The 21,945-nt window shown below is 68.8% G+C and carries 24 protein-coding genes and 1 tRNA gene; 20 read left to right on the top strand and 5 right to left on the bottom strand.

The annotated features are described in order from the left end of the window. Window position 1: 1 nt before the first annotated feature. Window positions 2-1,003: a glycosyltransferase gene (locus ACZ5J1_RS14515; protein WP_464560002.1), complete on the bottom strand. Its 1,002-nt coding sequence runs from the start codon at window positions 1,001-1,003 to the stop codon at window positions 2-4. Then, on the bottom strand, window positions 1,003-2,043 hold the full coding sequence (locus ACZ5J1_RS14510; protein WP_464560000.1) for a glycosyltransferase family 4 protein: 1,041 nt from the start codon (window positions 2,041-2,043) through the stop codon (window positions 1,003-1,005). The genes ACZ5J1_RS14515 and ACZ5J1_RS14510 overlap by 1 nt, the downstream gene beginning before the upstream one ends. A gap of 156 nt (window positions 2,044-2,199) precedes the next feature. Here ACZ5J1_RS14510 and ACZ5J1_RS14505 point away from each other — a divergent pair, with 156 nt between their 5' ends. The 14 genes from ACZ5J1_RS14505 to ACZ5J1_RS14440 all read left to right on the top strand — a co-directional run bounded on the left by ACZ5J1_RS14505 (window position 2,200) and on the right by ACZ5J1_RS14440 (window position 15,884). Continuing rightward, window positions 2,200-3,096, top strand: coding sequence for a flagellin N-terminal helical domain-containing protein (locus tag ACZ5J1_RS14505; protein WP_464559998.1), 897 nt, complete (start codon window positions 2,200-2,202; stop codon window positions 3,094-3,096). Between the two features lie 102 nt (window positions 3,097-3,198). Continuing rightward, the gene (gene fliD / locus ACZ5J1_RS14500; protein WP_464559996.1) at window positions 3,199-4,596 is read left to right on the top strand and encodes a flagellar filament capping protein FliD; all 1,398 of its coding nucleotides are present in this window, start codon (window positions 3,199-3,201) and stop codon (window positions 4,594-4,596) included. 19 nt (window positions 4,597-4,615) lie between these two features. Then, entirely contained in the window at window positions 4,616-5,005 is a 390-nt protein-coding gene (gene fliS, locus ACZ5J1_RS14495; protein ID WP_464559994.1) for a flagellar export chaperone FliS, read from the top strand. 55 nt (window positions 5,006-5,060) lie between these two features. Continuing rightward, window positions 5,061-5,393: a hypothetical protein gene (locus ACZ5J1_RS14490; protein ID WP_464559992.1), complete on the top strand. Its 333-nt coding sequence runs from the start codon at window positions 5,061-5,063 to the stop codon at window positions 5,391-5,393. Beyond that, window positions 5,390-5,887, top strand: a complete 498-nt coding sequence (locus ACZ5J1_RS14485; protein WP_464559990.1) for a flagellar protein FlgN — start codon at window positions 5,390-5,392, stop codon at window positions 5,885-5,887. The genes ACZ5J1_RS14490 and ACZ5J1_RS14485 overlap by 4 nt, the downstream gene beginning before the upstream one ends. A 3-nt stretch (window positions 5,888-5,890) precedes the next feature. Beyond that, on the top strand, window positions 5,891-7,312 hold the full coding sequence (gene flgK / locus ACZ5J1_RS14480; RefSeq protein WP_464559988.1) for a flagellar hook-associated protein FlgK: 1,422 nt from the start codon (window positions 5,891-5,893) through the stop codon (window positions 7,310-7,312). Between the two features lie 13 nt (window positions 7,313-7,325). Further along, window positions 7,326-8,219 (top strand): flagellar hook-associated protein FlgL, encoded by an 894-nt coding sequence (flgL, locus tag ACZ5J1_RS14475; RefSeq protein WP_464559986.1) that lies wholly within the window; start codon window positions 7,326-7,328, stop codon window positions 8,217-8,219. A gap of 8 nt (window positions 8,220-8,227) precedes the next feature. Continuing rightward, the gene (gene fliW, locus ACZ5J1_RS14470) at window positions 8,228-8,632 is read left to right on the top strand and encodes a flagellar assembly protein FliW (protein WP_464559984.1); all 405 of its coding nucleotides are present in this window, start codon (window positions 8,228-8,230) and stop codon (window positions 8,630-8,632) included. Window positions 8,633-8,669: 37 nt separating this feature from the next. Continuing rightward, window positions 8,670-8,915, top strand: a complete 246-nt coding sequence (gene csrA / locus ACZ5J1_RS14465) for a carbon storage regulator CsrA (protein WP_464559982.1) — start codon at window positions 8,670-8,672, stop codon at window positions 8,913-8,915. Between the two features lie 111 nt (window positions 8,916-9,026). Then, window positions 9,027-11,273, top strand: a complete 2,247-nt coding sequence (locus ACZ5J1_RS14460; RefSeq protein ID WP_464559980.1) for a chemotaxis protein CheA — start codon at window positions 9,027-9,029, stop codon at window positions 11,271-11,273. Continuing rightward, window positions 11,270-11,755, top strand: coding sequence for a chemotaxis protein CheW (locus tag ACZ5J1_RS14455; protein WP_464559978.1), 486 nt, complete (start codon window positions 11,270-11,272; stop codon window positions 11,753-11,755). Before ACZ5J1_RS14460 ends, ACZ5J1_RS14455 begins: the two co-directional genes overlap by 4 nt. After that, window positions 11,752-14,271 (top strand): methyl-accepting chemotaxis protein, encoded by a 2,520-nt coding sequence (locus tag ACZ5J1_RS14450; protein ID WP_464559976.1) that lies wholly within the window; start codon window positions 11,752-11,754, stop codon window positions 14,269-14,271. Before ACZ5J1_RS14455 ends, ACZ5J1_RS14450 begins: the two co-directional genes overlap by 4 nt. Window positions 14,272-14,379: 108 nt before the next feature. Beyond that, window positions 14,380-14,455 (top strand) — tRNA-Arg (locus ACZ5J1_RS14445). A gap of 220 nt (window positions 14,456-14,675) precedes the next feature. Then, window positions 14,676-15,884: an HNH endonuclease signature motif containing protein gene (locus tag ACZ5J1_RS14440; protein WP_464559974.1), complete on the top strand. Its 1,209-nt coding sequence runs from the start codon at window positions 14,676-14,678 to the stop codon at window positions 15,882-15,884. Window positions 15,885-15,903: 19 nt separating this feature from the next. Here ACZ5J1_RS14440 and ACZ5J1_RS14435 read toward each other — a convergent pair whose 3' ends face one another. Beyond that, window positions 15,904-16,254, bottom strand: coding sequence for an MmcQ/YjbR family DNA-binding protein (locus ACZ5J1_RS14435; RefSeq protein ID WP_464559972.1), 351 nt, complete (start codon window positions 16,252-16,254; stop codon window positions 15,904-15,906). Between the two features lie 76 nt (window positions 16,255-16,330). Continuing rightward, a complete protein-coding gene (locus tag ACZ5J1_RS14430) occupies window positions 16,331-17,830 on the bottom strand; it encodes an Ig-like domain-containing protein (RefSeq protein ID WP_464559970.1) in 1,500 nt (499 codons plus the stop codon). 260 nt (window positions 17,831-18,090) lie between these two features. On the opposite strand from ACZ5J1_RS14430, the gene ACZ5J1_RS14425 reads away from it, so the two are divergent. The 6 genes from ACZ5J1_RS14425 (at window position 18,091) to ACZ5J1_RS14400 (ending at window position 21,621) form a co-directional block, all read left to right on the top strand. Next, a complete protein-coding gene (locus ACZ5J1_RS14425; protein WP_464559968.1) occupies window positions 18,091-18,375 on the top strand; it encodes a hypothetical protein in 285 nt (94 codons plus the stop codon). Between the two features lie 129 nt (window positions 18,376-18,504). Next, a complete protein-coding gene (locus tag ACZ5J1_RS14420) occupies window positions 18,505-19,188 on the top strand; it encodes a response regulator (protein WP_464559966.1) in 684 nt (227 codons plus the stop codon). A gap of 51 nt (window positions 19,189-19,239) precedes the next feature. After that, window positions 19,240-20,544, top strand: coding sequence for an LCP family protein (locus ACZ5J1_RS14415; RefSeq protein WP_464559964.1), 1,305 nt, complete (start codon window positions 19,240-19,242; stop codon window positions 20,542-20,544). Next, window positions 20,541-20,708, top strand: coding sequence for a hypothetical protein (locus tag ACZ5J1_RS14410; protein WP_464559962.1), 168 nt, complete (start codon window positions 20,541-20,543; stop codon window positions 20,706-20,708). The genes ACZ5J1_RS14415 and ACZ5J1_RS14410 overlap by 4 nt, the downstream gene beginning before the upstream one ends. 76 nt (window positions 20,709-20,784) lie before the next feature. Next, window positions 20,785-21,273, top strand: a complete 489-nt coding sequence (locus ACZ5J1_RS14405; protein ID WP_464559960.1) for a hypothetical protein — start codon at window positions 20,785-20,787, stop codon at window positions 21,271-21,273. A 9-nt stretch (window positions 21,274-21,282) separates the two neighbouring features. Continuing rightward, window positions 21,283-21,621 carry a large conductance mechanosensitive channel protein MscL gene (locus ACZ5J1_RS14400; RefSeq protein ID WP_464559958.1) on the top strand — a complete coding sequence of 113 codons (339 nt, stop codon included), beginning with the start codon at window positions 21,283-21,285 and terminating at the stop codon, window positions 21,619-21,621. A gap of 1 nt (window position 21,622) precedes the next feature. Here ACZ5J1_RS14400 and ACZ5J1_RS14395 read toward each other — a convergent pair whose 3' ends face one another. Continuing rightward, entirely contained in the window at window positions 21,623-21,877 is a 255-nt protein-coding gene (locus ACZ5J1_RS14395; protein WP_464559956.1) for an FmdB family zinc ribbon protein, read from the bottom strand. Window positions 21,878-21,945 lie beyond the last annotated feature (68 nt).

Below are 21,945 nucleotides of genomic sequence, written 5' to 3'. Positions count from 1 at the left end.
TTCAGGCGGGCTGCGCCGACGCGTTGAGCGCGGCCTGGTAGGTCTCGACCCACCGGGGGGCCCAGCGGGAGGTGATCAGCGTCGCGGCCTTGGTGCGGGCGTTCTGGCCGAGCCGGCGGCGCAGCTCCTCGTCGTTGGACAGGGTCCGGATCGCCCGCTCCCAGTCGCTGCGGGTCCGGCACAGGAAGCCGGTCTCGCCGTCCTCGACGAAGTCGAGGTAGGGCCCGGCGGCCGAGGCGATCGTCGGGATCCCCAGCGCTGCGGCCTCGAGGGCCTTGATCGGCGACTTCGACCGGTTGAAGGCGTCGTCCTCGAGAGGAGCGAGCATGACGTGGAAGTCGGCGATCGTGGAGTAGTACTCCGGCAGGGTGTCCGACCAGGGCCGGAGAGTGGCGGGGTGGCGCAGGGTGCTGCGGTAGTCGCCGCCCACCAGGGTGAGCTCGGCGCCGGTGGCCCGCAGACCGCGGTCGATCCCGGAGGCGCACGCGCGCCAGTCGGCCTCGTGGGTGGTGGTGCCGGCCCAGCCGAGGTGCAGCGCCTGGCCGGGCTCGCGGAGCGGTGCCTTCACCTGGTGGAGGCTGCCGTGCACGGTGTTGGGCAGCACCGCGATCGTGGCGTCCGTGTACTGCCGGAACCGCTCGGCCAGGTGCGGCACGGAGACGGTCACCAGGTCGGCCGAGGCGAGCGCCGCCTCCATCGCCGGCACCCACTCGCGCCGGTAGACGTCGGAGCCGATGCTGCGCACCATCCCGTTGTCGGCGCGCAGGTGGAGCAGGTCGTCGTCGTACTCCAGCACCTTGAGCGGCGCCTCGGCCTGGTGCCAGTACTCGGCCTGTTCGGGGCTCATCAGACGCTGGGCGACGAGCACGTCGCTGTCGAGCGGGACGTCGTAGTCGACGAACGCGACCTCGGCGAGGCCCTGCTCGAAGGCGGCGTTGAGCGGAAGGCCCAGCCGGTACAGGAAGCTGGCCTGGAAGTCTCCGCGCCAGACCGCGATGCGCATCATCGGGCACCGGCCAGGGGAGCGTCGGTGAGGCCCTTGGCCGCGAGCCCGTCGGCGTACGCCCCGGCCCAGACCTTGGCCCAGTCGGCGGTGATGTAGGCCCGGGCGCGCTCGCGGGCCGCCTGGCCCATCGCGAGCCGCATCTCCTCGTCGTTGCCGAGGGCGCGGATCGCCCGCATCCAGTCGTCGTCGGTCCGGCACAGGAACCCGGTCTCGCCGTGCACCACGAAGTCGCGGTACGGCGTCGCGTCGCCGACCACCGAGGGCACGCCCAGGGCCGCGGCCTCGAGCGCCTTGAGGGGGCTCTTGGAGCGGCTCCACAGCTCGTCGGTGAGCGGGGCGAGCAGGACGTGCCACCCGTGGATGGCGAGGTAGTACTCGTCGATCTGGTCGGTCCACGGGCGGTACTCGGTGTCGCGGTAGCCCAGCAGGCTGCGGAAGTCCGAGCCCATCATCACCATGTGGGCGTTGGTCTTGGACAGGCCGTACTTGACCCCGGAGCCGCACAGCTCCCAGTCGCGCTGGTGGCTGCCGGTGCCGCCCCAGCCGACGACCAGCTGCTCGCCGGGCTGGCGCACCCGCTGCGGAACCTCGAAGAGGACCTCGTCGACGGTGTTGGGCAGCACCACGATCGGGGTGTCGGTGTGCTCGCGGTAGAGCTCCGCCAGGTGGGGGACCGACACGGTGACGAGGTCGGCGGCCTGGAGGGAGTCCAGCACGGCCTGCCGGCCGAACGCCTCGTAGTCGGCGCGCGTCATGCCCGTGCGGAAGGTCGGGTGGTCGGTGCGCAGGTTGAGGTAGTCGTCGTCGTGCTCGACCACCAGCAGCGCCTGATCGTCGAGCGAGGTCCACGCGGAGAGGAAGTCCGGGTGGGAGAGGTGGTGGTTGATCACCACGTTCGCGCCGTCGTGGCCGTACAGGTTGTCGCCGATGGTCACCGTGGCGAGCTCCTGGTAGGCCAGCTCCACCAGAGGCGCCTTGATCCGGTACTGGTAGCTGGCGTCACTGGCCAGGGCGGTCGTCCACGCGAAGATCTTCACGGAAGGTGGGATCGGGTGGGACCGTCCCGATCTGAGATTTCTCCCGATTTCCTCCGCAAGCGGCTCAGGTGGCTCCGCGAACGGCCGAACCTCTCGCTGACAGCCCACGGATGGGCTCTCGGAAACTCGGGCTTCAACTTCCAGGAGGGAAATCCCATGAGCCTTCGCATCAACACCAACATCGACGCTCTGACCGCCTACCGCAACCTGACCCAGACCCAGCAGTCCCAGGGCACGTCGGTCGAGCGTCTCTCGTCGGGTCTCCGGATCAACAAGGCGGCCGACGACGCGGCCGGTCTGGCCATCAGCCAGGGTCTGCTCTCGCAGATCAACGGCACCAACCAGGCCATCCGCAACGCCCAGGACGGCATCAACGTCGTTCAGACCGCCGACGGCGCTCTGACCGAGGTTCAGTCCATCCTGCAGCGTGTCCGCACCCTCGTGGTCCAGGGCGCCAACGACTCCAACGACTCGGCGGCCAAGGGCAACATCGTCACCGAGATCAAGCAGCTCTCCAAGGAGCTCGACCGGATCGGTGCCACGACCGAGTTCAACGGCAACAAGCTGCTCGCCGGTTCCGCCGACCTGAAGTTCCAGATCGGTGCCCGTTCGGCCGCTTCGTCCAGCACCCTCGGTGGTTCGGACAACCAGCTCCAGATCAACCTGAGCACCGCGTCGGGCCTCCTCGGCTCCGCCAACGGTGGTCTGGCGATCACGGGTTCGGCCCTGCTCGGCTCGGGCACCAGCGCCCTCGCCGGCTCCTCGACGGCCGCCACCTGGACCGCCGCGCTCGACAACCTGGACGCCGGCCTCTCGGCGGTGTCCACGGTCCGCGCCAACCTCGGTGCGTACCAGAACCGCCTGCAGCACACCATCAACAACCTGTCGGTGGCGCAGACCAACCTGCAGGCGTCCAACAGCTCCATCCAGGACACCGACATGGCGGCTGAGATGAGCAACTACACCCGGACCAACATCCTCTCGCAGGCTGGCACGTCCATGCTCAAGCAGGCCAACCAGAACGCCCAGAGCGTCCTGTCCCTGCTGCAGTGATCCACCCGGTGATCTGAGGATCACCACAGCAGCACCCGGTGCCGGTGGGGCCAACGGCCCCACCGGCACTACCCATTCTTCGGACCTCTTCAAGGAGTTCTCGTGTCGGCGATCCAGTTCAGCGGCATCTCCAGCGGCCTCAACACCTCCGGCATCATCGACTCGTTGATGGAGGTCGAGTCCGTCCCCCAGACGACGCTCAAGAACCGGCTCAGCACCGAAGAGGCGAAGCTGACCGCGCTGCAGTCGATCAACTCGGCGATCCAGGCGCTCAGCACCTCCGCGGGCAGCTTCCTCACCGGGAGCACCTGGAAGCAGCTCACCGCGACCTCCTCCGACACGGCGATCACCGTCGCCGCGGACAGCACCGCCACACCGGCGAACCTCAGCCTCAGCGTGGTGTCCAGGGCGACCTCGGCGAAGCTGAGCTTCGCCGACGCGCACGCTCTCACCGACGTCATCGCCGACCCCGGAGGCACGCTGACGCTCGCGCTGCCCGACGGAACGAGCACGACCGTCGACACCGGCGACGGCACCTTCAAGTCGATCCTGGCCAACCTCAACGCGCTCAAGGACGCCGACGGCAAGGCCCTGGTCAACGCCTCGAGCGTGAACGTGGGCACCGGCAGCTTCCGGCTGCTGATCAGCGCGGGCGCGACGGGTCAGGGCGACCTCGACCTCAGCGGCGCCAACCTCGCTCTCGGCGCGGCGAGCAAGACCTCCGGCACGAGCGCCGAGATCGATCTCGGCAGCGGGATCACCGTGACGTCGCGGTCGAACACCTTCACCGACCTCCTCCCCGGCGTCGACGTCACCCTGGGAGCCGCCGCCACCGCGTCGACCACTAGCGAGATCGCGATCGTCTCCGACCCGGGCAGCCGGTCCACCGCGGTCAAGGCCCTGGTCGACCAGCTCAACACCGTGCTGAGCTCGATCTCCCAGGTGACGTCGTACGGCACGATCTCGACCACCGCGGGCGCTGCCTCCAGCGGGGCCGGCCTGCTCGCCGGCGACGGCGTGACCGGGTCGTTCGCGCAGCAGCTGCTCAGCACCGTCTACACCGCCACGGGCGGGGTGCTCAACGACTTCGGCGTGAGCATCGACCGCTACGGGAAGTTCCAGTTCGACTCCACCAAGTTCTCCGCCGCGTACGCGAAGGATCCCGATGCGGTCCAGAACGCGATCGTGGGCACCGACGGCTTCGCTGCGCGTCTGGTCAAGACGACCGCCCAGATCTCGGGGACGGCCGGTCTGCAGGCGGACAACTCGATCCTCACCTCCGACGGTCAGCTCACCCAGATGATCAAGCAGCAGCAGAAGTCGCTGACGCGGTACAACGACCAGATCAGCGCCTGGGACGACCGTCTGGCGGCCAAGCGGGCGAGCCTCAACGTGCTCTACACCCACCTCGAGGTCACGCTGAGCAAGCTCACCGCGCAGCAGTCCTGGCTCTCCTCCGCCCTCGAAGGGTTGAGCTCGAGTTCCTCATCCTCGAAGTGATCCGGCCGATGAAGACTGCATGACGACGATGCGTGATCCGCGGGCTACCTACCAGCTCGCGTCGGTCACCACCGCCAGCCCGGCGCGCCTGCTCGTGATGCTCTTCGACCGGCTCGTCCTGGACTGCGAACGCGGTCTCCGAGCCCTGATGGGCGGCGACCGGGGCGAGGCGAACAGCCAGTTCCAGCACGCCCAGACCATCCTGGCTCACCTCAGCGCGACCCTGGAGGTCGACGGCATGCCCGCCGGGCGTGAGCTTCTCGCGCTCTACGACTGGACCACCCGTCAGCTGATCCGCGCCAACATCGACGCAGACCAGCGTGCCGCGGCCGAGGCGCTCACCCGGGCGCGGGAGCTGTGCGACATGTGGAAGCAGGCGGCGCTCCTCGCCGCAGCCCCGTCGGCCTGAGCAGCGCCGACCAGCCGACGTACGTGACCTGACTTTTCTCGTGGAAGGACATCAGATGGAGCCGAGTGCCGATCGGACGACGGATGAGATATGGGAGGCCGTCCTGGACGACCTCGAGACCCAGCTCAACCGCGCCGAGCGTTTCCTCGATCGACTCGACCCGGAGACCATCGAGTCCTGGTCGGCGCAGCCGCCGGCCGCACCGATGCCGCGCTACCTCGTTCCTCGGGCCCAGGCGCTGCTGGAGCGTCAGCAGGCGATCATCGAGGCCATTCCCGAGGTGATGGCCAAGGTGCGAGCGCGCTCCCAGGTCACTGGCCGCTTCAGTGGCGACGGTGACGGCGGCACCCGCCGCGGCTCCTCGGTCTACGTGGACGTGAGCGCATGAGCGACAACGTGATGGAGCGGCTCTCGCTCGTCCTGTGGCAGGAGCGCGAGCTCCTGGACCTCCTCGCCTACAAGCTCGAGCTCGAGCAGCTGGTCCTGGCCAGCGGTCGGAGCCGGTGGCTCGCGCGCGCCAACCGCGAGGTCGAGGACGTGCTCCACACCGTGCGTGAGACCGAGGTGCTGCGTTCCGTCGCCGCCGACGAGGCGGGGGAGTGCTACGGCCTCGGCCCGTCGCCGAGCCTGGCGGCGTTGGCCGAGCTGGCCGACGAGCCGTGGCGCTCGATCCTCGCTGAGCACCGCGAGGCGTTCGTCGCCGTGACGCGCGACATCGCCGATCTCTCCGAGTCCAACAAGGCACTGATCACCGCCGGGTACCGCTCGGCGCGCGAGACGTTGCTCGCCATCGGTGGAGCCGCCACCGAGCAGAACTACACCCACTCCGGCGAAGTCGTCGCGGCCGCCCCGCGTCCTCGCCTCATCGACAGGAGCTTGTGACCCATGACCGGCACCTTCGGCGGGCTGAACACCGCTCTCAGCGCGCTGCGCTACCAGCAGGTCGCGATGGACGTGGCGAACAACAACGTCTCCAACGTCAACACCGACGGCTACGTCCGTCGGCGGGCGATCGCCGAGCAGGTCGGTGGCACCGACCAGCCGGTGATGTACGCCTTCTACGACGGTCACGGTGACGGCGTGAAGACGAGCGCCGTCCAGCGGGTCTTCGACCAGCTGATCGATGCGCGCGTGCGCCGTGAGAACGGCACGTTGAGCTACCTGACCACCCAGCAGACGATCCTCAAGCGGATCGAGACCTCGATCAACGAGCCCGGCACGAGTGGGATCAACCAGGCGATCGGCGACTTCAACGCGTCGTTGCAGGACCTGACCAGCGACCCCGGTGGTCTGGCGGCACGGCAGACCGTGGTCGCCAAGGCCGACGCCCTGGCGACCGCGATCCGGACCCAGTCCTCGAACGTCACGCAGGAGGCCGCCGACCAGCGGACCCACGCCACGACCGTCGTGCAGCAGATCAACGACGCCGCGACCCAGCTGGCCGCGCTCAACCGGTCGATCTACACCGCGGAGAACAACGGCACCGACGTCGGAGCCCTGTACGACCAGCGCGACACCATCGCGCTGAACCTGGCCAAGCTCGCCGGTGCCACGGTCTCCGTCGCCGGCGACGGCCGCTACAACGTCAGCGTGCCCAACAACGGCGGCACCCCGTCCAGCATCGCGCTGGTCACGGGCGACTCCGCGGCCGCGGTCTCGATGACCGTCAGCGCCACCGGCGACCTCAGCTACGACATCGGCGGCACGGCGGTGAACACGGCCGCCGGCAGCCTGTCGGGCGAGCTCGGTGGCATCACCGACGTGGTCAACCAGACCCTCAAGGCGCACAAGGCCTCGCTGGACGCCCTGGCGACGAGCCTGGCGACCCAGGTCAACGCGGCCAACGCCCTCGGCAAGGACCTCTACGGCAACGCCGGCGGTGCCCTGCTGACCTTCGGCGATCCGACCGACCCGGCCGGGACGTTGCGGGTCAACCCCGCCGTCGTCGCCGACACGGGCCTGATCGCCGCCTCGGGCAACGTCACCGGTCCGACGCCGCCGGGCATCGGCACGCCCGACCTCGACGGGTCCAACGCCGACGCGATGAGCATCGCCACCTCGATCACCGGTGACTACGGCGCCCTGGTGACGTCGTTCGGTGCCCAGGTCGCCGCGCTCAACACGCAGACCCTGACCCAGAAGACGATGACCAACCAGGTCACCGACGAGCAGCAGCAGCTCGTCGGGGTGAACCTCGACGAGGAGACCATCAACCTGGTCGCGGCCCAGCACGCCTACGAGGCTGCGTCGAAGGTCATGCAGACCCTCGACTCGATCCTCGACACCCTGATCAACATGAAGCGCTGAACGGAGCGACACGATGGCCATCACCCGCGTCACCCAGCAGATGCTCTCCGACCGGAGCCTCAACGCCGTCATGGGCGGCCTGGGGCGGATGTCGAAGTTCCAGGAGCAGCTCGAGACTGGGAAGAAGATCAACCGCCCCTCCGACGATGCCGCCGGCACCAACACCGCGCTGCGGATCCGGAACTCGTTGGCCGAGCAGACCCAGTACGGCCGCAACGCGCAGGACGGCCAAGCCTGGCTCTCGACGATCGACTCGACCCTGAAGGGCATCGTCAACCAGATGCAGCGGGCCAACGTGCTCGCCCTGCAGGGCGCCAACGACGGTGCCATGTCGCAGTCGGCGGCCGACGCCCTGGCCACCGAGGTCGACCAGATCCGTGCCAGCGTCCTCCAGCAGGCGAACACGCAGTACCTCGGACGTCCCGTCTTCGGCGGTACGACGACGGGCGGTGCTGCCTTCGACACCAGCACCGGTGACTACATCGGTGACGGCGGCTCCGTGACGCGTCGGGTCGGTCCCGGCGTCACCGTCCGGGTCGACTCCGACGGCCGGAGCGTCTTCGGGCCGGACGGCGACAACCTCTTCACCCACCTGGCGGACCTCTCGGCAGCGCTGACGGCGGGCAACTCGAGCGGGCTCCAGAGCGCCCTCGGGAAGATCCAGGCCGACATCACCGCGATGTCGGCCGCCCAGGCGGACGAGGGCGCACGGATGAACCGGCTCGCCAACGCCTCGGACCTCGCCTCCCAGGCGAAGCTGCAGCTGACCACCTCGCTGTCCGACACTGAGGACATCGACCTGGCCGAGGCCACGATCAACGTCAAGCAGGCCGAGGTGGCCTACCAGGCGGCCCTGGCAGCGACGGGCAAGACGATCCAGCCCAGTCTGTTGGACTTCCTGCGATGAGTGCGACGATGGCTGAGATGGCGACCTTCACCGACCTGCCGGTCATCGAGCTGGTGCACCCCATGCCTGGGTTCGCCGACGCGCACACGTTCTCCTACGCCCCCCTCGACGAGGCGGGCGTGCTGGCGGAGATGCGCTGCCTCGACCGCGACGGTCTGAAGTTCCTCACCGTCCCGGCGGCGACCTTCTTCCCGGACTACGCACCTGAGATCAAGGACGAGGACGTCAGCGCGTTGGGCATCACCGACGTCAACGACGTGCTCGTGCTGCTGATCGTCCACGCCGGCGCGAACCTGGCGACGACGACGGTCAACCTCCGGGCACCGATGATCATCAACACCACCGTGGGCAAGGGCGCTCAGGTGATCCTCGACGACCAGGCTCTGGCCGTCGACGCACCGCTCCTGCCGTGAGCCGGTCCTTCGACCTGCTGATCGGTAGGATGCACCCATGCTGGTCCTGAGCCGTCGCGTCGGCGAGAGCGTCGTCGTCGGTGACGACGTCACGATCACCATCCTCGAGGTGCGCGGCGACGTCGTCCGGGTCGGGATCGACGCGCCACGATCGGTCAGCGTGCACCGGGCCGAGCTGCTGGCCGAGCTGGCGACCTCCAACCAGGAAGCGGCGTCGCCCTCGGAGGCCGAGGTCGCCTCGCTCACCGACGCGCTCTCCGAGGCGTTGAAGAAGCGCGACTGATCCGTCCGACGGCGCGGATCACCCCGGAATCCTTTACCAAACTGGGGTCGGAATGGGCCTCATCACGGCTCGAACAGCGCCGATAGGCACCCTCAGAAGGGGGGCGCCAGCATGGACGACGACGCCGAAATCATCGCCGAGTTCCTCGTGGAGAGTCACGAGAACCTCGACCAGCTCGACCAGGACCTGGTCGACTTGGAACAGCACCCGGGCAGCCGCGAGCTGCTCTCGAGCATCTTCCGCACGATCCACACGATCAAGGGCACCTCCGGGTTCCTCGCGTTCGGTCGGTTGGAGCGGCTCACCCACGTCGGTGAGACCTTGCTGTCCAAGCTGCGCGACGGCGAGGAGACGATGACCCCGATCATCGGGAACGCGCTCCTGGCCATGGTCGACACCGTCCGTGCGCTGCTCGACTCGATCGAGCGCACCGGCCGTGACGACGACCCCGCGGTCGACGTCGACCCCATCGCCGCAGCCATCCAGGCCATCCTCGACGGCACCGTCGCAACGGTGCCCGAGGTCGGTGGGTTCCACGAGCTCGAGACGGCCGCTGCCGAGGAGGCCCCCGAGCTCCTCGCGGAGCAGCCCCTCGACGCGGTGGCGGTCGAGGCCGTCGTACCCGAGGTCGAGGAAGCCCCCGAAGCCGTCGCCGAAGTCGTCGAGGTCGTCGAGGTCGCTGAGGTCACCGAGCCGGTCGAGGCGACCGAGGGCGACCCGGAGCGCCGCAGCGCCGTCGATGCCAGCATCCGGGTCGACGTCGACCTGCTCGACAACCTGATGCAGCTGGTCGGCGAGCTCGTCCTGACCCGCAACCAGGTCATCCAGCGCGCCAGCGGCGCCGAGGACACCGAGCTCGTCCGTGCCAGCCAGCGTCTCGACCTGGTCGCCTCGGAGCTGCAGGAGAGCGTCATGAAGACGCGCATGCAGCCCATCGGGCAGGTCTGGGCCAAGATGCCACGGATGGTCCGGGACCTCTCCCAGCAGCTCGGCCGCGAGGTCGACCTGGTGATGGAGGGCCACGAGACCGAGCTCGACCGCTCGCTCCTCGAAGCGCTCAAGGGCCCGCTCACCCATCTGGTCCGCAACTCGATGGACCACGGCATCGAGAAGCCCGAGGACCGGCTGTACGCCGGCAAGCCGCGCGCCGGCAAGCTGTCCCTGCGTGCCTTCCACGAATCCGGCCAGGTGGTCGTCGAGATCACCGACGACGGGGCCGGGATCAACCCCGACAAGATCGCCGCGGTCGCCATCGAGCGCGGGGTCATCACCCGTGACCAGGCCGCCCGGATGGACGCGCGGGAGATCATCAACCTGATCTTCCGGCCGGGCTTCAGCACCGCCAGCGAGGTCACGAACGTCTCCGGCCGCGGTGTCGGCATGGACGTCGTGCGGACCAACATCGAACGCATCGGCGGTTCGGTCGACGTCAACAGCGAGGCCGGCAAGGGCTCTACCGTCCGGGTCCGGATCCCGCTGACCCTGGCCATCATCCCGGCACTGATCGTCGGTGAGGGTGAGGAGCGGTACGCGATCCCGCAGGCCAACCTGGTCGAGCTGGTCCGGATCGAGGGCGCCGACATGGCGCGCAGCGTCGAGAACCTGGCCGGAGCCCCCGTGCTGCGCCTGCGCGGCAAGCTCCTCCCGCTGGTCTCCCTGACCGAGGCTCTGGGCGGTCCGCGGCCCGACGCCGAGTCGCTGACCGTCGTGGTCCTGCAGAGCGACGACGTCCGGTTCGGGCTGTGCGTCTCCGAGGTGCACGACACCCAGGAGATCGTGGTCAAGCCGATCGGCCGCCAGCTCAAGAGCCTCACCATGTACGCCGGCGCGGCGATCATGGGCGACGGACGAGTGGCGCTGATCCTCGACGTCAGCGGTGTCGCCACGGTGCAGAACATCGGTGCGGTGCAGGCCGACGTGACCGAGGTGAAGGTGGTCGACGACGACCGCTCCGCCCTGCTGGTCCTCGAGGTCTCGGGCGGTCGTCGGGCGGCGTTGCCGTTGGCCGCCGTCGCCCGGCTCGAGGAGTTCCCGCTCGACCGCGTCGAGCACACCGGCGGGTCCGAGGTCGTCCAGTACCGCGACGGGATCCTGCCGCTGGTCCGGCTCGCCACCGCGATCGGCCTGCCCGACACCGGGACGGGCACCGACGGGCAGCTCTCCGTGGTCGTGCACGAGATGGAGAACCGCTCGGTCGGCATCGTGATCGACCGGGTGCTCGACGTGGTCGAGACCGTCGTCGTCCCCTCTCAGGTCGGACGTCGACCTGGGGTCACCGGCTCGGCCGTGGTCCAGGACCGCGTCACCGACCTGGTCGACCTCGAGGCCGTCGTCGCTCGGACAGGAGTCTCCGCATGAGCACCGCACCCGGTCTGACGAAGGTCGACCAGTACTGCACCTTCTGGGTCGCCGGACTCTTCTTCGGCGTGAACGTTGACGAGGTGCAAGAAGTCCTGCGACACCAGCCGATGACGCCGGTGCCGCGGGCCAGTGAAGCCGTTCGTGGGTTGATCAACCTGCGGGGTCAGATCGTGACTGCGGTCGACCTCCGGGTTCGTCTCGGGCTCCCACCGCGTCCCGAAGGGACGCTGCCGATGAATGTCATCGTCCGCTCGCGGGGCGAGGTGGTCAGCCTCCTCGTCGATGACATCGGCGACGTGATCGATGCAGATCAATCGGGTGGCCTCGGTATCGAGGCACCCCCATCGAACGTGCCCGAGAGCGTGCGCGAGGTCGTGGTCGGGGTCCGCCCCCTCCCGGAGTACCTCCTGCTCGTCCTGGACGCGGATCGCGCGGTTGATGTGACGACCGTGCCCGAACCCACCGGAGGAAACCAGTGACTGACCTCGAGATTGCTCCGGCCCCGTCCCAGAACGGGACCGGACCGAACCTCCACGTCGACCTCATGGGCAACAGCGCTCCCGCTGCCCCGACCGCGGTCGTCCCGGCACCTTCCAAGCCCGTCAATCCGAGCAGCGTCCCCACCCGATCCCACGGCGAGCAGTACTTCGCCCTGGTCGAGGCACTGCCCGTCACGGCCTTCTTCGTGACCCCCGACAACATCATCCGGTTCGCGAACTCGGAGTCCCGGGCCGGTCTGGCGCGCGTCGGTCTGGACCTCGCGGGCCAGACCTTGGTCGGTCAGCCGCTCTCGCTGCTGTACTCCCACCCGGTCCACGGCGACAACCTGGTCGCCACCGACGCCTTGCTGCCGCTCAGCGACGTGCTCCACCTCGGCGCCGAGACGGTCGAGGTCAGCCTGACCGCCGTGCGCGACAACGGCGTCTACGTCGGCGCCCTGGCGACGACCAACAACATCACGGACAAGCTGCGCGTGGAGAAGGTCAACGCCGAAGCAGCTGCTGACACCACCGCGGTCAACCGCGTCCTGGTCGCCCTGGCCGAGGCCACCACGGTGGAGCGGGTGGTCCAGGTCGCCCTCGACACCGTGCGTGACTCCTTCGGGTGGGCCTACGGCTCGTACTGGAAGCTCAACACTGTGGACCGCGTCCTTCGGTTCGAGCGTGAGTCCGGTGACGCCGGACCCGACTTCCGCAAGGTCACGCTGGAGGCGTCGTTCGCCGAGGGTGTCGGCCTGTCGGGCAAGACCTGGGCGAAGCGTGACCTGGTCTTCACCGCCGACATCGGCGAGATGACGGACTGCGTGCGTGCCCCGATCGCGCAGAAGGTCGGCGTGAAGTCGGGTGTCTGCTTCCCGATCATCGTCGACGGTGACGTCATCGCCACGATGGACTTCTTCGCCACCGAGACCCTCGACCCGACGGCGGAGCGGCTCGACGCGCTGCGCAACGTGGGCCGCCTCGTCTCCTCCGCGATCGGCCGGATCGAGCGCGACGAGGTCGAGCGCCTGCGTGCGGAGGAGACGGCCGCGAACACCAACGCCGTCAACCGCCTGCTCTCCTCGATCGCCACCGCCGACACCGTCGAGGGGGCTGTCCAGGTCGCGCTCGACACCGTGCGTGACGCGTTCGGGTGGGCCTACGGCTCGTACTGGAAGCTCAACACCCTGGACCGCGTGCTGCGGTTCGAGCGTGAGTCCGGTGACGCCGGTCCGGAGTTCCGCAAGGTCACCTTGGAGGCGTCGTTCGCCGAGGGTGTCGGCCTGTCGGGCAAGACCTGGGCGAAGCGTGACCTGGTCTTCACCGCCGACATCGGCGAGATGACGGACTGCGTGCGTGCCCCGATCGCGCAGAAGGTCGGCGTGAAGTCGGGTGTCTGCTTCCCGATCATCGTCGGTGGCGACGTCATCGCCACGATGGACTTCTTCGCCACCGAGACCCTCGACCCGACGGCGGAGCGGCTCGACGCCCTGCGCAACGTGGGCCGGCTGGTCTCTTCGGCCGTCGAGCGGATCGAGAAGGAGTCCGCCGAGCGCGCCCGCGCCGAGGAGACGGCCCAGCGGGTCGCGGTGCTGCTCGACGTCGTCCAGGCCGCGGTCGCCGGTGACCTGACCCGCGAGCTGCCGGACTTCGGCAACGAGCCGGTCGGCGAGATGGCCACCGCCCTCGGACGGCTGATCGAGTCGTTCCGCACCAACATGGGCAACATCGGCGGCACCGCGGACTCGCTGGCCGTCGCCGCCGAGCAGCTGACGGTGCTGTCGCAGGGCATGGGCGAGGGTGCTTCCCTGACCTCCGACCGTGCCGCGTCGGCCTCCTCGGCCTCCGTCCAGGTCTCGGCCTCCATCCAGACGGTGGCCACGGCCGCCGAGGAGATGACGGCCTCGATCCGGGAGATCGCGAAGAACGCCACCGAGGCCGCCTCGGTCGCGACCAACGCGGTCACGGTCGCCTCCGAGGCGCAGGGCACCGTCGCCAGCCTGGGCGAGTCCTCCGCCGAGATCGGCCAGGTGATCAAGGTGATCACCTCGATCGCGCAGCAGACCAACCTGCTGGCCCTCAACGCCACCATCGAGGCAGCTCGGGCCGGCGACGCCGGCAAGGGCTTCGCGGTGGTCGCCAACGAGGTCAAGGAGCTCGCCAAGGAGACCGCCAAGGCCACCGAGGAGATCGGTCAGAAGATCGAAGCGATCCAGAGCGACACCCAGGGCGCGGTCTCGGCGATCAGCCGGATCGCCGAGGTGATCGCGAAGATCAACGACATCCAGACCACGATCGCCTCGGCGGTCGAGGAGCAGACCGCGACGACCAACGAGATCGCTCGTTCGGTCACCGAGGCCGCTGCCGGAGCCAACGGCATCGCCGAGGACGTCACCCAGGTCGCCTCCGCCGCCGCCGACACCCGCCAGGGTGCGCAGAACACGCTGCAGTCCGCCACCGAGCTCACCGACGTCGCCGGAGAGCTGAAGTCGATGGTGGGGCAGTACAAGCTCTGACCCGGTCTGGAATCGCTGGCCCGGCCGGGGCAGGAACAGGGGCTCGCTCTTCGGAGCGGGCCCCTGGTTTTTCCACGGGGCGCGCCCTGCGCGAAGATTGCCTCGTCCGCCTCCGTAGCTCAGGGGATAGAGCGCCGCACTCCTAACGCGGGCGTCGCAGGTTCGAATCCTGCCGGGGGCACCACGGAACGGCCCCGCACCGAGATCTCGGTGCGGGGCCGTTCGGCTCTCGCCAGTCCACACCGCTGTGCCGGACCGCCGGTTCTGTCGGTGGTGCCGTCTAGGTTCGGGGTATGGAGGAGCCGGTGTTCGACGAGGGGTCGGAGGCTGGTCGCGGCCTGGGTCCGACGGCCGGGTTCCCCGTCGATGACCCGCTGGCGATGGTCGCCAACACGCGGCAGATGATGGCCGCAGCCGAGGTCTCAGCTCTGTTGCACACCGTGGACTGGGCTGAAGCCCATGGCCCGGAGTCCGGCCCTGGGGTCTCGTTCGGGCGCGGGCCGGCACTGTTGGACCTCCTCCATGACATCCCGTTGGCGGGTGAAGGCACTCCACTGGTGAGGGAGGACGCGATCGCCGAGATGGCTGTGGCACTCGGGATGAGTGATGCGCAGGCGCGTCTGTGGATCGGGGACGCTCTCGAGCTCGCGTACCGGTTGCCGCTGATCTTCGAGCGGTTGTGGGAGGAGCACCTCCCGGTCTGGAAGGCCCGTCTGGTCGCTGCCGCGACCCGGCCCCTGTCTGCTGAGGGGGCTGCGTGGATGGATGCCCAGCTGGCGTACCGGTTCGAGAAGGTCGGCCACACCACCCTGACCCGGTTGATCACGGAGGCGTTGACGCGGTTCGACCCGGAGGAGGCAGCACGTCGGGCTGAAGCAGCAGCGGAGTCACGCAAGGTCGAGGTCCACACCGAGTCCGCTGCGTTGAACCAGAACGGTGTGGTCGACACCTACGCCTGTCTGGATCTGCCGGATGGGATCGACTTCGATGCTGCGGTCGCGCTGGTCGCTGAAGAGCTGAAGCAAGCAGGGTCGGAAGAGAGTCTGGATGTGCGTCGGGCGAGGGCGGTGGGGGTCATCGCCCGCCGGATCCTGGCCGGTGATCTGACGGTGGCGCCTTCGACGGCGCGGGATGCGAACCTCTACATCCACCTTGATGCCGGCCAGGACATGCAGGCGTGGGCCCGTCTGGAGGCACCGGACACCCTGGTCCCGGTGGCTCGGGTGAAGGAATGGCTGGCGGGCGCGAGCAAGGTGATCGTGCGGCCGGTGATCGACCTGAACGAGGACCTGATCCGCAACCCCTACGCCCCGTCACAGACGCAGCGTGAGCAGTTGTTCCTCACGCAGACCACGTGTGCGCATCCGTACTGCAACAAACGGGCACGGAAAGCGGATCTGGACCACATCAACGCCTATGACAAGGAAGGCCCACCCGGGCAAACCAGATCATCGAATCTCGCACCCTTGTGCAGATATCACCACCGGTTGAAGACCTTCACCGACTGGACGTATGCCCGCCTCGCGGCCGGGATGTACCTGTGGCGCAACCCCGCAGGACAGCTCTACCTCCGTACCCGCGACGGCACCACCCCGATCAGCTTCGCCAACTGACCCTGTCTCGACTCGCCGCCTAGGTCGGCAGCTCGTCGTCGCGTTCCTCGATCAACGCGTCAGGAGCGGTCAGCCGCCACGCCTCGAAGGTGAGCTCGGCCAGCTCGTCGCGTTCAACGCCTTCGAGGTGGATGACGACCCAGCCGAAGCCTCCCGAGGTGAACTGCACCTCGAAGACGTCGGGACGCTCGGCCACCAGCGAGAGCTGCTCGACGATCGTCTGCTTGAGCCCGACCGTTCGGGTCGCCGGCCAGAGGTAGCCGAAGGTCCGGCCTTCGACGTCGAACCGGAGCCACTTGTCCCGATCGGAGCGGCTGACACCCGGGAGCTGGGAAACCAGATCGAGGAAGTCAGGGATCTCGCAGGGCACGAGAGCATCATGCCGCCGATGCAGAAGGCCCCCGCCCCCAGCAGGGGACGAGGACCTTCGGCGGAGGGCGTGCGGGTTACTTCTTGAGCGCCTTCTGGGCCTTGGTCAGGGCGGTCTTCTTCGCCTTGACGGCCTTCTTCGCCTTGGCCAGCTTCGCGTTCAGGGCCTTGATCTTCTTGGCCTTGGCCTTCTTCGAGAGCGTGCTCTTCTTGGCGTCCTTGATCTGGGCCTTGATCGAGTTGACCTTGGTGGTGGCGGAGGTCAGCGCCGTCTTGGCCTTGGCGACCTTCTGCTGCGCCGGGGTCAGGACGACCGGCGGCTTCACGACCGGCGGCGCCACGACGACCGGGTCCTTGACCGTGACCGAGGCGGATCCCGACTCGGAACCGAGGCGCACGGCTTCGCCCGAAGCGAAGACGGCCCGGTAGCTGTGCGTTCCGGCCTTGACGCCCGTCAGCGCCAGAACGGCGTTGCCGGTGGTGACCGTCGCCGTACCGACCTTGGTCTCACCCTCGTAGAACGACACGCTGCCGGCGGACGCCGGAGCGACCGTGGCCGTCAGGGTGACGCGGTTGGCGGCGGCCGAGGCCGCGGTGAGGGTCGTGGCCGTCTCGGTCCGGACCGTGATCGTGCCGGTGCTGGAGTCGACCTCGTCGCCCTCCAGGGTGGCGTTCACGCCGTGCAGCAGGGTGCTCGTCCAGTCCAGCTCACTGCCGATGGCGTCGCCGTGGGCGCGGACCCGGAACTCGGTGGTCGCGGTGTAGTGCGCGGGCACCGGGAAGCCGGTCACGCCGTCCTGGTCGGCGTCACCGTCGCCGAAGCCGGTGACGATGCCGTCCTCGGTCTCGGTCTGGATCATGTCGGTCCAGGTCTCGCCGTTCTTCCACTGCAGGTCGAGGCTCCCGGCGTCCACGCCGGAGATCTCGGTCTCGACGAACAGGTTCGGGTCGCCCCAGCCGCCGTCGAGGTGACCTTCGTACTCCGACCAGTCGGCGCCGGCGGTCAGGGTCTCGGGGACGTCCAGCGAGAACGAGGGGGCCACCTGCACGTCGATGGTCCCGCTGCTGTGGGAGAGCTCCTCGCCGTCCTTCGTGGCGTCGACACCGTGCAGCAGGGTGCTGGTCCAGGTGAGCTCGCTGCCGGCGGCGTCAGACTGCGCGCGGACCCGGAACTCGGTGTCGGCGGTGTAGCCCGCGGGGGCGGTGAATCCGGTGATCCCGTCCTCGTCGGCGTCACCGTCGGCGAATCCGACGACGACACCGCCGGTGATCGCCTCGGCGACCATCGGCTCCCAGGTCTCGCCGTTCTTCCACTCGAGGTCGAGGTTGGTGGCGTCAGCACCGAGGATCTCGGTCTCGACGAAGATGTTCTCGGCACCCGAACCGGCGTCGAGGTGGCCGGTGTAGGTGGTCCACTCGCCACCGGCCCGGAGGGTCTCGGGGACGGTGATGCTGAACGACGGGGCGACCGGCTCGTCGGCGTTGGACGCACCGGCGGTGAACGCGAGGCCGGCGAGGGTCATGCTGGCGACCGCGGCGCTGGCGAGCGCGCGGTGCGTGAGCGTGTGCTTCTTCACTGTGTTCCTGACTATCGGGTGATCCGGGCAAGGCGATGCCCGGGACTCCTCCGCGCGGGCGGAGGGACTCGTACTTCTTTCGGCGCCTCGGTGCCGATAACAAGAACTTGGGCAAGAAATGCCGGGACCGGTCCCGGGATCAGGGCGAAAGAACGGCGATCCGGGACCTAGGTCCTGTTCTTCGGATGAGGTGGTTTGAAGCCGCTCGGTCGAGGGAAGGACCTCTGTGCACGCAACGGAGCACGTCTTGGGAGGCACCGATGGAAATCCTCGATCTTGCGGTCAACGACTTCAGCCGTCGAAGCGGCTCGCTGCTGGTCAGCCACGCCGCCACCGCCCTCGACCGGGGGCTCGAGCCCGGTGAGCGGATCGCGGTCGTCGACGGCTCCCGGTGCTGGGAGGGCGTGGTCGTCGACCTGCACTTCAGCCTGGAGGACACCCTGTACCGGGTGGAGCTCGGTCACGCCCTGTCCCGGGCCGACCTGCTCGACCAGCTCACCCGTCCCGCGGTCGCCTCGGACCGGGCGATCCGCGGCCTCGGCTGACCCGCACGGGCTAGTCACCGCCGCCGCATGGTCCCTTTTTCTGATTGTGGCGGCGAAAATGCTGCGACTTTCGTCCCGCCTGCCGATGATGACGGCATGGGACAGGGAGTCAACGTTCGCGTGTTTCTCGTGGACGACCACGAAATCGTTCGCCGCGGGGTACGCAGCCTGCTCGAGGCGGAGGGAGACATCGAGGTCGTCGGGGAGGCGGCTTCGGCCGTCGGAGCCGCTGAGGCGATCCTCGCGGCAGCCCCCGACGTGTGCGTCCTGGACGCCACCCTGCCGGGTGGTTCGGGGATCGACGTGTGCCGTCAGGTGCGTGAGGCGAACCCCGAGATCAAGGCCCTGATCCTCACCGCCCACGACGACGACGCGGCCATCTCGGCCGCCATCCTCGCCGGCGCCGCCGGGTTCGTGCTCAAGCAGATCGAGGGCAGCTCGCTGGTCAGTGGCGTCCGCCTGGTCGCCTCCGGTCACAGCCTGATCGACCCGGCCGTCGCCGCCCGCGTGGTGCAGCAGGTCCAGTTCCACCGCCGCAGCGTCGACGTCCTCTCGGACCTCACGCCGCAGCAGTCCAAGATCCTCTTCCTCATCGCCGAGGGGATGACCAACCGGCAGATCGCCGAGCGGCTCTTCCTCGCCGAGAAGACGGTGAAGAACCACGTCACCGGCCTGCTCGCGCGCCTCGGCGTCCAGCACCGCACGCAGGCCGCCGTGCTCGCGCTCAAGCTCCGTGGCGACCACCTGCCGGCCGCCGTTCCGGCGCCGCGCACGGAGAGTGCGGGCAGCTTCACGTCGTCCATGACGGTGTGACGCTGCGGCGTCCTTTGGACGACTCTCAGGTTGCCGGGCAACAATGTTCCGGTGACTGACGTGGAAGAGCGCCCCGACAGTGCGGCGCGTGATCCACGCGTCGCCGTTCGGTCGACCTCCCGCACCGACCGTGGCGGCGCTCGACGCCTGCCCACCCGACGTCGTCACACCGTCGCCAAGGTGCTCCTGTCCACCACCCTGGCGCTGGCGCTGATCTCCGGGATGAGCGTGGCGTACTTCTACCGCCACCTCAACGGGAACCTCAACCGGGTCGAGATCGGCCAGGACATCATCGCGCCCCGCCCCGAGGCGGTCGATCCCGGCCCCGAGGGCCCGATCAACATCCTTGTGATGGGCTCGGACACCCGCGACTGCGCCGGCTGCAACATCGACGGCATCAACGGCGCCGGCGGCTCGGACACCACGATCCTGCTGCACCTCTCCGCGGACCGGAAGTCGGCGTACGGCGTCTCGATCCCGCGCGACTCGCTGGTGGACCGTCCGCGCTGCAAGGACAAGGACGACAAGTCCGTCATCCACGAGGCCGCGACGAACCAGATGTGGAACGCGGCCTACTCGATCGGCGGGGAGGCCTGCACGGTCGCCCAGTTCGAGCAGAACACCGGCATCCGGGTCGACCACTACGTCACGGTCAACTTCGGCAGCTTCAAGAACATGGTCGACGCCATCGGTGGCGTCGAGGTCTGCGTCCCCGAGGACATCGACTCCCGGGACTACGGCATCTTCATCAAGAAGGGCACCCGCAAGATCTCCGGCAAGGCCGCGCTGGCCTACGTCCGCGTGCGGCACGGGATCGGCGACGGCTCCGACATCGGTCGGGTCAAGCGTCAGCAGGCCTTCATCGGTGCGATGGTCAGCCAGGTGCTCTCCGCCGACACGCTGGCCAACCCGATCAAGGTGACCAGGTTCCTCAACGCGGCCACCAAGTCGCTCACCCTCGACATGAACCTGACCGACCTGGTCAAGCTCGCCGTCCAGTTCAAGGGCGTCGGCGCCTCGGGAATCCAGTTCATCACCATCCCGTGGGAGTACCCCTCCTGGGATCCCAACCGGGTGGTGTGGACCGACGACGCCGACGTCGTGTGGCGCAAGATCCGCAACGACAAGGCGCTGCCCAGGAGCACCAGCTCCGCGGCCATCCAGGTCGACCACCTCCCCGGCAAGCAGGACACGCCGACCCCGTCGCCGACCGCCACGCCGAGCGACTCCCCGAGTGAGACGCCGAGCGGCACCGCGACGCCGTCGACCCCGACGACCCCCACCCCTTCGCTCGAGGCCAACGGCCGCACCGCGGAGGAGAACCAGGCGCTGGAGCAGGCAGGACTCTGCACGTGAGCACCGAGGACGACTGGCGCCGGCGTCAGCGGCTCGCCGCGATCTTCGGTGACGATCTGCCCGAGTCGACCAGCGACGATCGTGACGAGCCGGGCACCAGCACCGACCGCACCAGTGACGAGTGGCTGCGCGCCCAGGTCCCGCCGCACCACGGCACTCCCTGACGCGTTCCGCGTCGTGGCCGACCGAGGCTGTGGACAGCGCCTCACGGCGCCGCTCCGACCGACCTAGCCTGAGGCGATGGTCGCCACCGCCCGCCCTCGCCTGCGCCGGTTGCGTCGTCGCGTCCTGGGCCACCGACGGGCGCTGGCCGCGCTCTGTGCCGCGATCGCCACGGCCGCGGCCCTGCAGGAGGTCCGGCCGCCGGAACCGGCTCGACCCGACCCGATCGTGCCCCACCTCTCCCTCGGAACACGGTTGGCGGCCGACCATCCCGGCCGGACCCCGCTCCCGGTCCGTTTCCCCGACGCCGGCATGGCGGACCTGCTCGAGCCGGGGGACCGGCTCAGCCTGCTGGCGACCTCCTCGGCAGCCGACGGGGGAGCCAGCGCGACCGTGGCCCGCGACGCCGTGGTGCTCGCGGTGCCGGCGGTCGACTCCGGTGACCTCGGGGTGATGGGGGACGGGTCGGGCGGACGACTGGTGGTGCTCGGCCTCCACCCCGACGAGTCGGCTGCGGTCGCCGCCGCGGCGATCCGGACGGTTCTCAGCTTCAGCTGGGACGGCTAGGGTCGTCGCATGAACGGATTCAGGAACTTCATCCTGCGGGGGAATCTGGTCGATCTCGCCGTCGCAGTCATCATCGGTACGTCGTTCAACACCGTGGTGTCGACGTTCGTCGCCTGGCTCACGGACCAGCTCCCGGGCGGCACCGACCTCTTCGACAAGGAGTCGAAGGGTGGCGCGTTCCTGAACGCCGTGATCGCGTTCCTGATCATGGCGGCGGTCGTCTACTTCTTCATCGTGCTGCCGTACACGAAGCTGAAGGAGCGCTACTTCCCGAGCCCGCCGCCGGGGCCGTCCTCCGAGGCGCTGCTCGGCGAGATCCGCGACATCCTCGCGGCGCAGAGCAAGTAGGTCAGGAAGCGCTCGACGCGCTCGACGTCGAGGTCGCGGTGCTGGAGCTGCTCGACGAGCTTGAGCTGGACGAGCTGCTGCTGCGCGAGTCGTTGCGGTAGAAGCCGGAACCCTTGAAGACGACACCGGCGGCGCTGAACACCTTGCGGAGCTTGCCCTCGCACTGGGGGCACTCGGTCAGGGCGGCGTCGCTGAAGGACTGCACCTCGTCGAAGGCGTGGGTGCACTCGGTGCAGGCGTACTGGTAGGTCGGCACATTCGCTCCGTTCTGGGCCTCGCTGGCTGGCACTCGCTGAGTTCGAGTGCCAAAGGTACCAACGCAAT

It is taken from the genome of Nocardioides sp. JCM 18999 (assembly GCF_055391175.1).
This window is presented reverse-complemented; position numbering and strand designations above follow the sequence as displayed.

What these genes read in the sequence shown, in the direction of transcription:
- ACZ5J1_RS14515 (WP_464560002.1), bottom strand. Translation starts at nt 1,003, where the DNA reads ATGCGCATCGCGGTCTGGCGCGGAGACTTCCAGGCCAGCTTCCTGTAC.
- ACZ5J1_RS14505 (WP_464559998.1), top strand. Translation starts at nt 2,200, where the DNA reads ATGAGCCTTCGCATCAACACCAACATCGACGCTCTGACCGCCTACCGC.
- fliS (WP_464559994.1), top strand. Translation starts at nt 4,616, where the DNA reads ATGACGACGATGCGTGATCCGCGGGCTACCTACCAGCTCGCGTCGGTC.
- ACZ5J1_RS14490 (WP_464559992.1), top strand. Translation starts at nt 5,061, where the DNA reads ATGGAGCCGAGTGCCGATCGGACGACGGATGAGATATGGGAGGCCGTC.
- ACZ5J1_RS14485 (WP_464559990.1), top strand. Translation starts at nt 5,390, where the DNA reads ATGAGCGACAACGTGATGGAGCGGCTCTCGCTCGTCCTGTGGCAGGAG.
- flgK (WP_464559988.1), top strand. Translation starts at nt 5,891, where the DNA reads ATGACCGGCACCTTCGGCGGGCTGAACACCGCTCTCAGCGCGCTGCGC.
- flgL (WP_464559986.1), top strand. Translation starts at nt 7,326, where the DNA reads ATGGCCATCACCCGCGTCACCCAGCAGATGCTCTCCGACCGGAGCCTC.
- fliW (WP_464559984.1), top strand. Translation starts at nt 8,228, where the DNA reads ATGGCTGAGATGGCGACCTTCACCGACCTGCCGGTCATCGAGCTGGTG.
- csrA (WP_464559982.1), top strand. Translation starts at nt 8,670, where the DNA reads ATGCTGGTCCTGAGCCGTCGCGTCGGCGAGAGCGTCGTCGTCGGTGAC.
- ACZ5J1_RS14460 (WP_464559980.1), top strand. Translation starts at nt 9,027, where the DNA reads ATGGACGACGACGCCGAAATCATCGCCGAGTTCCTCGTGGAGAGTCAC.
- ACZ5J1_RS14455 (WP_464559978.1), top strand. Translation starts at nt 11,270, where the DNA reads ATGAGCACCGCACCCGGTCTGACGAAGGTCGACCAGTACTGCACCTTC.
- ACZ5J1_RS14440 (WP_464559974.1), top strand. Translation starts at nt 14,676, where the DNA reads ATGGCCGCAGCCGAGGTCTCAGCTCTGTTGCACACCGTGGACTGGGCT.
- ACZ5J1_RS14425 (WP_464559968.1), top strand. Translation starts at nt 18,091, where the DNA reads ATGGAAATCCTCGATCTTGCGGTCAACGACTTCAGCCGTCGAAGCGGC.
- ACZ5J1_RS14405 (WP_464559960.1), top strand. Translation starts at nt 20,785, where the DNA reads ATGGTCGCCACCGCCCGCCCTCGCCTGCGCCGGTTGCGTCGTCGCGTC.
- ACZ5J1_RS14400 (WP_464559958.1), top strand. Translation starts at nt 21,283, where the DNA reads ATGAACGGATTCAGGAACTTCATCCTGCGGGGGAATCTGGTCGATCTC.